Raw genomic sequence first — 13,064 nt, 5'->3', positions numbered from 1 at the left:
GAGTCCCAGGCAGGCGATGTATATATTTATCAGTTAGTCGGCATAAACGGACTGCAAAGTCATTTAGCCGAAATTTCCAAGATATTTACTTGAACGCCGTCTTAGACAAGCAAATGCCAAATTGACGTTAGCAATATTGATACCAGTCAAAAAGAACGCGTTGCTACGTGAATAATAGAGGGCTATGCCGGCCAACACTCTAAAGAATTCACGTAGCAACGCGTCACAAAAACTGCGTTTTCCATTTACCAGCAAATAGCAACAAACCATCATCTAGTCCCCAAGCAACAAACTTAGTTAATCGTACCAATACACAAATAAGAGCAGGTAAGATGGCCCAGAAAATTTCGGCGGAAAAAAAGCAAATCTCAGTCTGCCGCGAAATCTCATTCTGAGTGGCCACGAACATTGTGTGGCTTGTCATACAAAATGAGTTGGGGAAATACGTAGAAACAACGAGTTAGAAAATACGATTTTCTTTGTGAGGCATTAAATTGTCATAATTTATGATTTTAAGCGCTAATAAACCAATCAGCATTTTATTGAAGATGGCCGAAATATGACTTTATTTATATTTAATATTATAGTTTTTTAAATAATTTATCACTCTATTTTTATCAGAAGTGTAAGCATGGAATTAATGTGAAGACTATTTGAATTCAACGAAGACAATCTTTTGAGAAAAAAGCATGATCAAAATAACTAATTGATTGAGTGCACAGATAAAGCACTTGGATGCCGTTGTAGAGCTACTTGATGTACGTCAATCGATGTAGAAAAGACATCAAAGCTCATAGCTGAGCGTTCTTTCATTTTATTACCATGACCGAGAGGTCTTGAAGGCATTTTGTTATCAGCGGTGAAGCCATTGAGGCAGCGTAAGAGCTGGGTTGCTGAAGACTCGCGGTTAGTGAAGGCCGTTGGTGAGTTTGAAGGGGCTATGTCAATGTCGAAGACGGTGATCACGGCGAAGGTTCGTGATCGGGGGAATTTGAGTAAACGCCTTGATAAGTTGCCATTGACGCGGGTTTGGTTGAAAAAGCTTGGATTGAAGTGAAATTCAATTCAGTACATAAAAGTACCTAAATAGTTGTCCATTTTTGATCACCAAGTTCACCTCTGACAATGAGATGACTTTTCTTATAATGCTTAGTTTTCGCTTTCCACATTGCGATAACCTCTTCATTAATGTTGAAAGAAAGCTAATCAAAGTTTAGTTTATAGTGTTTCCAGTTAAAGATTTGTATGGAGGTTTTGGCACGATAGACAAGGAAAAAGTGGATTATGCCGATCAGAGCAGCCGCTATTGTTTTGTTTAATCAATTTAGGTAAAAAGCTTACATTAAAGAGTCTGTCGTTGACCATAGATATCATAACGGTCGTTTAGTCTTAAATCGTACCCATAAATCAGATTTATATAGTCTGGTTAATGTGCTTAACATAAATTATATCATTGACTTGTTTTTCAATCTGGTTTCAAAGGATATGTCATCTAGTTGATGACATATCTTATTTATTAAGTTGCCAATATAAGTATGTTTAGGTGAGAAGTTATTCACCCAAATATTGGACAATGTAAATATTAATCTTTCACATTGGCTGAGTTCATTTCCTTCTACAGCTTTTATGAATAACAGTTGACAGCTAATTAGTAGGCAATTTAAAATTTGTTCATCTGATAAATTTTTATAATTTATTTTTTTTGGCAACCATTCTGGACTACCTTCATTATATACTAATGCTGCCATTATACACGTTACTGAGTTCAGGTTTGTTGCACCAGTAAAAAACTGATTTATTTGACTATAAATCATGAATTTCTGGCTTAACGCATGACCTAAACAAGACTTCTCCCATTGTTGACTTAAAGAACTTAAAAATGTCATTATTTTAACCTCAGCGATAAATGCTTCGTATTTTAATTTGTAAATTAAAAGCGTTAATTAAATATTCAAAAAACTCCAACCCTAACCCTGAAAATCCTTTATAATAATCTGAACTTGATCTTTCACTGGCTAACTGTAAACATCGCTTACCCCAAGGCAATAAATGAACTTCTAGCAGCTCATTGAAAACCAATTTATAATCATCAATATCTGGGTTTTCTATTATTTTCTCTAGTAGAAAACTTAATACAGCCATAAACAATCCTATATGATCAATGGGTTCATTCACTTCGGTTTTAATATTGATTCCATGTTGAACGTAAAATTGTTTTAACTCAATAGTGCTACTGTCATTTAAAAGCTGCGAAGGTGATAAATAGGTTGACCCCCAAGGTGTTGCTTTTGGAGTATTTGGACCATAAAAAACCATTCCATAATCTAATTTAAGCTTAATGAGTTCATCATTTTTATCATTCCATTGTGTTAGAAATCGAGAAAGTTCATCTAAAGCCTGTGATTCTTTTTTTGAATTAGTTAGTCTTGGCCATTCTTTGACTATGTTTTGTTTTTTGAACTGATTTAGTAATTCTGCCTCAGGATACAACATCAGTACTGAGTGTAAAATATTTGATATAGCTTTCAATTCATTGAGTGTTTCAAGATTAATTTTTTTCATAAAGATTAACTTATCTTTTTATAATTAAAAGGTGCAATTTACATTGCACCTTAACTTAGATGGCAATTAAACTTCGCGTATATTCAACACCCTACCATCATCATTGCCTGTCGATTTTGATTTTCGAGAGGCTTTTACAATTAAATTTGGCGAAGTTATTGATTGCGAAGGTAAAGGAGCAAGGTGACCATCCCCATTGCCATATTTTTTCCGTAGATTTTCCATCGTATCAAAATCTAATGCTCGCAAAGGGCAGCCTTCTACACAAATAGGCTTTTTCCCTTCGGCTAGACGATCGTAGCAACCATCGCACTTAGTCATTACTTTACGATCTCTATCAATTTGCGGAGCATCGTAAGGACATGCTCTAGAGCAGCTTTGACAACCAATACAAAGTGATTCTTCTACTAATACCAGACCATCTTCCTTGCGTTTGTGCATCGCTCCTGTTGGGCAGGCTTTTACACAAACAGGTTCTGAACAATGGTTACAACTAATCGAGGTGTAGTAAGCAAATACGTTTTGTTCAAAGCTATTATCACTATTCTGACTCCAGGTTCCTCCACCGTATTCGTATACTCGACGCCATAACATACCAGGAAGGGAAGCTACGCCATTTGATGCCACATCATCTTTGTTCCGAATTTTTCCAACCATTCGGTCTTTACAAGCAATGTGACAAGTCTTACAACCTGTACATTTACTACTATCGAAATAGAATCCTAATTGAGTTTTTTCTGTCATTTTTGATTACCCCTAAGCTTTTACAACCTGAACACGATTGGTATGTTGTGGATTCCCCTTTGTAATGGGTGACGGATGGTATTTGGTCAATGCGTTAATACAACCACCAACATCAATCACATGTCCGGATGGACCAATTCGACCATTACTATCTGGTTTGTACCATGCGCCTTGCCCTAAGGAGCACACTCCCGGTGTTACTCTAGGTGTCAATCTGACTGGGATTTCTATCGTACCTCTATCATTGAAAATATGGACTTTATCACCATCGGCTAAGCCACGCTGAACTGCATCAATTGGATTCATCCACACAGCATCTTCAACCGCTTCACGTAACCAAGGGACATTATGATAACTGGAATGGGTTCGACCTTTGGTGTGATAGCCACAGAGCTGTAGTGGGTAGCCAGCATTGATCGCGGTAGAATCTTCATAGCCGTCCCAGGTTACAACATATTGTGGAAGCGCAGTGATCTTGTCACCAGCAGGTAATATCCAAGTTGCCGCTTTGCGAGCAAGAGAAATTGAGAAAATTTCAAACTTTCCAGAGACCGTTGGGCGTGGATTTGCTGTTGGGTTTTGAATAAATAATTCATAGGCTATTGTTGATGCAGGCATGTATTTGCGAAACACTCCGACTTTTTGAGCTTCTTCATAAGAATTAGGCATCGCAACGTCGGGATTCATCGCCTTAGTTTCGCTGTAGAGTTTTTGACACCATTGTTGGCCTGTTAGCCCATTGGTATATTCAGACTCTTTACCCATCGCCTTGGCTATGCCTGAGCATATTTCATACATTGATTGTGCTTTGCCAAGAGGAGTGAGTGATGTGCTCATAAAGGTTGCGTAAGCCATTTGCCCTGACGCATAGGAATCATTGGCATAGTCAACAGATTCAAGCCAAGTGCTATCAGGTAGCAGATAGTCGGCAAATTTGGCTGAAGGTGTCATCCAACAATCACTGACTATCACTAACTCACACTGTGTCTCGTCTCGTAAGATCTCAGCGGTACCGTTGCTATCAGAGTGTTGATTTACCAGTGCATTACCTGCACAGTTAATAACGGCTTTGATATTGGTAGTTAATTTCGCAGGGTTGTTATCGATTCGTTCTTGGCTGCCACTCGTCTTGTAACGAACTCCGTCTGTGGTTCCTGTAAACTCTTTGCCTCGAACAATAGCATCAGACCATGTAAATACTGGGATTGTTATTTCTACAGGGTTTGTGCCTGCCGGCATACCTGATACGCCAAAGCTATAACTGGTAGGCATTGCACCACTGTTCACACCTGAACCGCCAATCTTACCTGTCATGATGGCCAGCGTATAAACAGCACGGGTTGCTTGGTCACCGTTAGCATGTCGACTGATACCTGCGCCTGCAGAGATGTAAGGCGCTTCGGCAGCCATAATAGCGTTAGCTAATTGTTTGATCTTACTTTCTGAAATACCACAGATCGCGGCAGCCCAACTAGGTGTTTTAGCTCCGCTAGCGGAGTAAATACCTTGTCCCATGATGTAATCAAAATAGTTTTGATCTGGGTCTACATATTGTGCATGTGATGCGATGAATGGATCTGAATGTAATGCTATGGAAGCTTTAGCATTAACTAGAGAATTCCGGTCGTAACCTAGAACATACTTATCTAAAAATGACTTCGCATTTGTGTCTACCCAACCTGAGTTAATCATCTGATAAATAATAGCTTCAACTAATGCGGCATCTGTTCCAGGGCGAATGGCAAGCCATTCATCTTCATTACCACGCATAGAATCAGTGTAACGAGGCTCAATCATCCACACTTTGATGCCTTTTGCGTTATTCTCAAGTGCTTTGATAAAGTCGTAACCTTCGCCACTACCACTCATGCGAATTTCATTTGGGTTAAAGCCAAAACCGATAAACAGGTCGGAGTTTTCTATTTCGCTTAGAGAGGTTCCACTAATACTGTCCCATTGATCCCCATATGTTGCTATACATGCCGCATAGACGCCAGCCCAAGAATAGTCCCAGTGGTGATCGAGAAAGCCCCCATTTAAATTTAATAGGCGTCCCCAAGTAGCTGTATTGGACGAAAAGCCATAGTATGCCCCTGTACCATAATGCAGATATATAGATTCAGCACCATAAGTATCTTTAATGGCTTGTAATTTTGTGGCTATGTCTGAGTAAGCTTGTTCCCAAGTAATGGGAATAAATTGGGCATCGCCACGTTTACCAACACGCTTCATTGGTGAGCGTAATCTATCGGTAGCATACGTTCGTTGCCTTAATGAGCGACCTCTGGGACAGGCTCTTGCTTGATGATTAACGCCATATTCATCTGTTGTTTCATGGTCTGTTTCTATACGGGTGATAATCCCATCTTTACTGAAGACTTTTATAGGACAGTTCGAGCCACAGTTAACCAAACAAGCGGACCAATTAATTACTTCATCCGTGGGTATTGTCGTCGGTGGTACAACATTAGCTTCACTAGCACTTTTATTGCATCCAGAAACTGTTGCAACAGCGGTCACTGCGGCACTCATCTTTAAAAAACTTCTACGTTCCATTCTCTTCACCTCTGTTAAATCAAGGCAGCATGTAGCTGAAGGTCAACATCAGCAGATGCGCGTTGTAGTTATGATTAAGCTCACCCAAGGTCACTAATCCTGGGACGGCATAGGGGCTGACCTCGGCGTAGTCAGTGTCGTAGTAACGTTCGTACTGGTAGCTCAGCTTGAGTCCCATGCGCTCGTTCAGGGCATAACGGCCATACAGCTCAAGGTTGTGGCTGTAGGAGTAGTAATCGCCATAAGGTTGGTCTGAGGTTGTGGTGATTAGGGTGTCACTTGCGGAGTTCGCAAATTGGTAATTTCCCCCAATGCTTAAGCGGTCATCCATCAGGCCGTCGTAGGTAAAACCAATATTGAAGTCGATAAATTCATCGTCGACATTGGTGTACCAATCAGGGGAGGCATAAGCTTGGCTTCCCGCCATGTCAGACTCAATCCACTGTTGCCCTGCGTTAGCAAAAACGTTGAGTCTGTTGCACAGCTGGGCACTGAGTTGTACGTTGTACCCGTAGTCCTTCACCCCCGTTAAACCAATAAGGATACTGTCGTAGTTGTCGTTGTTGTAATGGGCATCGAAATCAACCGTTAGCCATTGCAGGGGAGTATGATTAACCCTGAGTTCGAGCCCATTACGGTTTCTATCAGCAAGGTAAAACTTGCGTAGCAGCGGGTTTTCTTCGATTGAGGTGGCTTCTAGACTGTCGTAGGTTGAGCCATCACGGGTTTCGTAACTGGCTTTAAGATCTACCATCGTTTTAGGGATGGCGCGGATAGTCAGCTTAGCCCATAGCGCGCTATCTTCGGTCTCTTCACGCTCGGTATAGTTACGCTCAACCGCTTTGTAATCAAAGCCGCCGAGTAAGCGATAGTCGCTGTTGAAACGGTAACTACTCTGCAGTTTGAAGTTGGTACGCTGAATATCCATCGCCACGTTTTGCTTAAAGGCGCCACTGACGTTGTCGACTTCAAATTGGGCAAAGTCCCAGGTAGAGCTTTTATTATCGCGATCGCTGTAATCCAGTTGACCGTTCAGGCGCCAGCGGGGGCTTAACATACTGCTAAAGCCGATACGCGCGTCTAAGGTCTCCACTTCACCGTCCCAGTTTTGCAGGGGATTACCGCTGACTTGGATTAGATTGTCATCCTGGATCATTCGGCCTGTGGCAAGGCGGCCGTTAATCACACTGCTGCCAAGCAAATATTGGCCTGTCAACGAGACTTGATGGGCATCGTTATCCGGAGTGGCGGCATACACATTGTCGGCATAGGGCAGACTTAAGTGATTAATGTGATTGCGGTAGTAACTGCCGTTATAGGCCAGTTCACTCTGCCATTGGTGCTGGTCGATGCTGATACCGGCATTGATATTTTGAGTGGTCGCATCCACGGGTAAGGCGAAGTTTATTGGGCCAGAGTTGGCTAATAAACTGCTGCGACGATTTCCCGTTTTATCCTCGTGGTCATAGTTGATATAACCCTTAAGGCCATTAAGCAGTGCATCTAAATCACCCTCAAGGCCGATACCGACTTTTTCACGTTGTAATTCGAGGTCAAGGGAGCTAGTGTGACTATCGGGTAGCAGCAATCCATTGTTATGCCATAGTTGGGTTTGGGCCGTGGCGTCATAACGGGTCAGTAGGCTGTAATCGAGTTGGACACCGCCCAGATTGTTTTTGACGGCTTCGAGGTGCAGATAACCGTTGTCCGAACCGAGTTCATCAGCTTGCATTGCTGCGTGGTATTCACCCTGTCGATAACTCACATCGCCACCGACACTGCTACGCCAGCCCGCATCACTGTCGCCAAAGCTATTACCTGAGTGGATATCGTCACTGCTTGCCCAACCAACATTGGCATTGACTTCGCCTTGGTAGCCCAGCTTCACGGTACAGGCCTTACATTGATAGGCGCTGGTGTTGACCTGGTTGATATTGGCTTGCTTAACTGAAAAGTCTGCGGCGTTAACGCTTGCAGAGGCGGCAATCAATCCAATGGTGATTAAATTCAATTTAAACTTCATTTCAGACTCCTTAATCAACGCGCAAAATTGCTGCCAGCAGGGTGGTTGGATCCGTGGATTTGGCTATGGCAATTTAAACACCCCATACCCGCCCCAAAAGCATTGGTACTCGGTTGGCTAACTACGCGGCTCGCATGGCCATCGTCGGCATGACATTGTTGGCATAACTGCGGCACACGTTGTTTAACCAGGGACTCGTTCACGCTGCCGTGAGGGTTATGGCAGGTTGAGCAGTTTTCGGTGACGGGCGCATGCTCCCATAGGAAGGGGCCGCGTTTTTCGGCATGACAGCTATAACAAGTGTCATTTACCGTGGCTTTTTTGAGGGCACTCTCATTCGATGAACCGTGGGGGGCATGGCAATCGATACAGGTCATCTGGTCCCATTTCAACGGATGGGATGAACGTTTGCTCATGTCCGCTTTTTCGCGGGTATGACATGAGGTACAGGTCTGATTAACTTGTTGTTTGTCTAAGATTGGGTCTTTAGCGGCATGCACCTGATGGCAGGAGGCACAGGCGATTTCCTCCAGATTATGCAAGCTATTATGCCAACCCGCTTTTGCGGTATTTTGGTGACAACCCAAGCACACTGTATTTTGCGTTGGGGCGGATAACTTGCTGTCTCGACCGAAGGTGATCATTGGCTCTTTTCCCCCTTTGTTATGGTTACCTATAGGGCCGTGACAGGATTCGCACTGCAATCCAGCCATGGGGGAATTGGAATGGCTCATGTCACCATGTTTGCCATCGAAAATAGCCATTACTTTGTTATTTTTTTTATGGCATATTAGGCAGCTATCAGCACCTTTAGAAGAATAATTACCAGCAACAAATTTTTGTTCTAGGACTTGCTCTAGCTGTCCTGTTGATAAATTTTCCCAAGGCGTAGAATTGGCGTAAGGAATGAAAAAAAACAATGTTATTGATAATAAAAATTTCATTATTAAACCTCATGTTACAAATTGACAGCCATAGAAAATAAATCATTTAAAGTGATTGAGTCATAAATGGTCGCAGTAAGCTTTCTTAATCAGACAAAACATGAATAATTTGTCTTTTTAGTGTTCATCTTTAACTGTTAATAATTTAAACACAAAAAAAATAAAAATATGTCTATATACATATGAACATTCGAAAATAAATGGTGATGATTGTCACAATGCTTTTATTAATACCATTCATGACGGTTATCACATTTTTATGTGAGGCGGGATTTTTGTCACAGATTAAATTGTTAAAGAATGAAATTGATATTATTGTTCCTTGTTTTAATTACTATGGCCCATACAACTTTAACAGTTAATGGTTTTATTATGAGAGCGGTAGAGCTAATTGGGAAAATGAAAGAACAATCAACAATATTTTTCCCTGAAAAAGTTGAAAAATCTATAGTGGCGTTTATACATCGCAATGGAGAACAGAAAGTTTTACAAAAAGGAAGTGTTATAAGCAAGAGCTTATTATTGAATAAATTCATATATTTAGATGAGGGGTTGATTTTTTATGCTAAACGGACTAATGATTATACAAGGCCTAAGTTTGTTAATGCTATTGTACCTGAGAGACTGACTGATTATCATTTACTCTTGGAAGATAAATGTACTTGTTGCAAACAAATAATTATTGCGAGGGATAGTAAAGTAACTTTTATAGATAAAATGTTGATTAACAGCTTATCGAATTCGGATATTGAATTATTTAAAAAATTTATGTTTAGCTCAAATTATTTTATGGAAAGGCAGACGGCTTTAGCGATATTTTTATTAACATCTTCTCCTGAGGAAAAATTAGTAAAGCTAGTATTCGACATATTAACTGTTTTTGAAATAGACTTCAAAGATGAATGGCTTAAGGTTAATATTAAACTAACTAGAGGGGAGATAGCAGGCATTTTACATATAAGTATAATTAAACTTGACCTAATGTTGAATACTCTTCGCAAAAAAGGATTGTTTAAAAGGGTTGGTAATTATATGTTTTTTAATAAAAATCTTCTTGAGGACTTATCACCATGCCCCTTAGGCAGAGAAGATGCAAGCGGTTGTAAATCAAATAACATGCTAAAATTTAAGTCTAACAACATGATTTATATCAATAACTATTAAAAGTGATAGATTGAACTCCTTCAATGATAAATATTCTATCATATGTAAGGAAGGATATTTATATACCATAAAAACAATTCCTGCAGCTTGTGTTGTGAATTAATCTCACTTTTAACTTATTTATAAGTTTCTTATGCCCACACACATTCAATATTGTGAATTCTTGACTTATTTTTTCAACTTCCACTAAAACAATCAAGTTATAAAGTTCTGTAGTCTGGTTATTTTTAATTTAAACTTGAAAATTAATTTAAAATGATAGATAAAATATTGATATTTATTGCTATCTTAAAATGAAATAAAATTTATTTTCATCAATCTGCAATCTCACCTGTTTCCCATAGCACTATTATGTTGAGTAATTAGCGCAAGTAAATCATAATTTTAAGATTGATATAATCGCACTTCAAACATGATAGCCTTGGAAAATTGAAGCTTTGTCAATCAATGCTGGCGCATTTACTTATTTGATAAACGCGAAAAGTAACGAAAAACCGTTAGAGCCAATATATGGCATGCTGGGGAGGCTATAAGGGTGGCTGTGTTATGGACATCAATCCCATTTAAAAGTCATTCGTATTAATAACTAACCGTAACTGTTCAACATCAACCTACTCAGAAGTTATGGAGGTTAAGCTTCTTATTATCCTACGCCGTTATAAATTACTAACAGTCGTACAATTCAACTTTCTACCTTATATAGTCTGCTTATAGGAGCAATTTGTATGCTCAAAATAGAGGTATCTGAAGGGCGGAATCAGTCGTAAGTATGAAATGCTTATACTTTTCAATACGCTGTATTGAATTGGCCATTTTGTGACCGCATTTACTTGTTAGCCCTTAATTTCATAGGGGTATACAAGGGAGATACAAATATGGCTTTTTACTATGTAAATAATAAAGCACAAGATAATGGCGATCATGAGGTCCACAAGAGTACATGTACATATCTTCCCATTGAAGATAATCGATTGTATTTTGGTATTTATGATAATTGTACTTCTGCAGTGAAAGAAGCAAAAAAACATTATACGCAATCAAACGGTTGCTACTATTGTTCAAATGCTTGTCATACATCGTAATGTGGCATTGATCGCTGGGTTAGATCTTGGTTGACTAAGCGCCCTTGGTGGGGCGCTTTTTCGTGAGCCCCTTGCATCAGCTAAGCCTCAACCCATTCACAGTCCCTTCCGTTTGACAGAGCCAAGTGTATTTTGTGTCAGGCCTACGACCGCTATTGAGATGAGCTTGTGGCGTCTGATTTACTTATATGATCTTTATCAGGCGTTAAGGCATCTGGGGTCGACTGCGCGCAATTCGTGCTTATGTTAAATCGGCAGGTTCACCCTGATTTATAGCCGTTTTAAGGCAAAATCGCCTTCAAATGTCGATTTATACGCATTTAATCGGCGATTTAGCGTTGCAACAGCATGAAAGTTTATAACCGTTTGTGGCTCACATTGCCCTTGGAATTGTCGAAGTGTCGCTTCATGCAAAAATGACACTACACCACCCATTTTGGATTGTTTTCTAATTGAAGTTCGGCTCGGCTGTCGGTGAGCATTGCCAATTGCGCTAACTGTTCATGGGTCAACAGAGTGCAATACGTTGAGCTAAAAATGGGGATAATTTGTGCCTCGACCATCACACGTTCAACACTATAACGGTGGTAACTACGCAGGTAACACCAGCGCTGTAATGATGAATATTGCACTAACACTGCCTGCAATGACGCGCGTGTGATGTCACGATTGCGGCTGCAGGCAAATAGGCCTGGGCGGATCATCTCCTTCATTCCCGCAAAATGGATCCTCAAACGCCTAGCAACCCACTTTTGCGATTTGTCTTCTTGTGGATCAAATACTTCATTATCTTCGACAAACTGTTTCACATCCTCAGCGGCCAGGTGGAGTGTTAATTGCTCATTGTAGCTGGCCAAGGCTATTCGAAATTTTCCCTGATGGATCCCCTCGAACAGTCGACTGAACTCGATGCCATACATCATAAGCAGTTTGTTAAAACTCTGTTCAGGGTAATAGGCACATTTATCTTGGCTAATACGTGTCTTAAACCAGCGATAAATTTGGCGCATATCATAAGTTCGGTGCCGTGAATTGGATAGGTGGTATAGGCTATCAAAATGGCCACTGTCCTCGAGAATACTCAGTTGAACAGCCGTTAAGTCGAGCAGCTGACGCAGGTAAAATGTACTCACTCGACACGCTAAAGGCACTGTAATGTGTGGATGTTTATCCACTCTGTCGTGCACGGTATAACTGGGCCATGTGGATTGGGTTTCAGCCACCTGAGCCGGTAAGCCATTCAGCTCACGCAAGCTGGTGAGGGGGGACTGCACATGATGTTCACCAAAGAGGCTGAGATAGTGACGATCTTCGGCACATTGTTTGCCCCAAATCAGGTCAAAACGGCCTTGCAACAGGTGAAATGCATCGAGAATGTACTGACTGTCTAGACTCAATTTGTGGTTTGGTGGAAGGGGATCGAGATCGGTCGGATAAATCAGACGGGTGATTGCCCGATGCAATAAGTGCAACCGCTCCTCTGCGCCTTCTTCTTGTTCAATCCATTGTTGATAATCAACATCGATTTCATGGTTGGCGGGTAAAGTGGCCCAGGGTTGTTTGCACTGCAAACAGTGACTAAATAGATGCTGCTGCCAAGTGAGGGGATGCTGACAACAGGGACACTGATCAATGCGTTTACAACGATGTTTTAAACAAAATAGCGCTGTCTTAAAGTGCTCGACATGACGCACGTACGGTGTGGTGCCGATGCAAATAGGACAAAATCTGGGGGAGTGTTGATAGAACATCCGCGCTGGCATGGACCTTGGGATCTCCTCCATGCGCGGTAAAAACTCCGAGTGGGGAAGGTGGGTTAATTGCACTAGGCGGTCAAGCGAGACATTCGGATCGATTTTGGTTTTCTTTATCCCCATGACCAATAAAAATTCGGCCATGGTTGACCAGCCATTGACGGTGGCTAACCGACATAGGTAGGACGGCAGGGATTCGGCCTCATAGGGGCGCAATCTGATGGGTAATGTCATT

Annotated in this window: 8 protein-coding genes; 1 reads left to right on the top strand and 7 read right to left on the bottom strand. The window is 41.1% G+C overall.

Translation table 11 applies throughout. The features are described 5' to 3' along the window. Positions 1-1,445: 1,445 nt before the first annotated feature. From FW758_RS21475 to FW758_RS21450, 6 genes are all read right to left on the bottom strand, one after another. Positions 1,446-1,886 carry a hypothetical protein gene (locus FW758_RS21475; RefSeq protein ID WP_012197111.1) on the bottom strand — a complete coding sequence of 147 codons (441 nt, stop codon included), beginning with the start codon at positions 1,884-1,886 and terminating at the stop codon, positions 1,446-1,448. 10 nt (positions 1,887-1,896) lie between these two features. Continuing rightward, positions 1,897-2,562, bottom strand: a complete 666-nt coding sequence (locus FW758_RS21470) for a TorD/DmsD family molecular chaperone (protein WP_446446458.1) — start codon at positions 2,560-2,562, stop codon at positions 1,897-1,899. A gap of 66 nt (positions 2,563-2,628) precedes the next feature. After that, a complete protein-coding gene (locus FW758_RS21465) occupies positions 2,629-3,306 on the bottom strand; it encodes a DMSO/selenate family reductase complex B subunit (protein WP_446446457.1) in 678 nt (225 codons plus the stop codon). A 12-nt stretch (positions 3,307-3,318) separates the two neighbouring features. Then, positions 3,319-5,862, bottom strand: a complete 2,544-nt coding sequence (locus FW758_RS21460) for a DMSO/selenate family reductase complex A subunit (protein ID WP_446446456.1) — start codon at positions 5,860-5,862, stop codon at positions 3,319-3,321. 19 nt (positions 5,863-5,881) lie between these two features. Beyond that, positions 5,882-7,885: an MtrB/PioB family decaheme-associated outer membrane protein gene (locus tag FW758_RS21455; protein ID WP_446446455.1), complete on the bottom strand. Its 2,004-nt coding sequence runs from the start codon at positions 7,883-7,885 to the stop codon at positions 5,882-5,884. A gap of 14 nt (positions 7,886-7,899) precedes the next feature. Then, complete coding sequence (locus FW758_RS21450) at positions 7,900-8,829, bottom strand: DmsE family decaheme c-type cytochrome (protein ID WP_446446454.1); 930 nt, start codon at positions 8,827-8,829, stop codon at positions 7,900-7,902. A gap of 300 nt (positions 8,830-9,129) precedes the next feature. Between FW758_RS21450 and FW758_RS21445 the strand changes: the two genes are divergently transcribed. Beyond that, positions 9,130-9,993, top strand: a complete 864-nt coding sequence (locus FW758_RS21445; RefSeq protein ID WP_446446453.1) for a Crp/Fnr family transcriptional regulator — start codon at positions 9,130-9,132, stop codon at positions 9,991-9,993. A 1,504-nt stretch (positions 9,994-11,497) separates the two neighbouring features. Here FW758_RS21445 and FW758_RS21440 read toward each other — a convergent pair. Continuing rightward, positions 11,498-13,063 (bottom strand): TniQ family protein, encoded by a 1,566-nt coding sequence (locus FW758_RS21440; RefSeq protein ID WP_446446452.1) that lies wholly within the window; start codon positions 13,061-13,063, stop codon positions 11,498-11,500. Position 13,064: the final 1 nt, after the last annotated feature.

The organism is Shewanella sp. 1180_01 (genome assembly GCF_052850535.1).
Note: the sequence above shows the minus strand (reverse complement) of the source record. Positions and strands in the feature narration are given on the sequence as shown.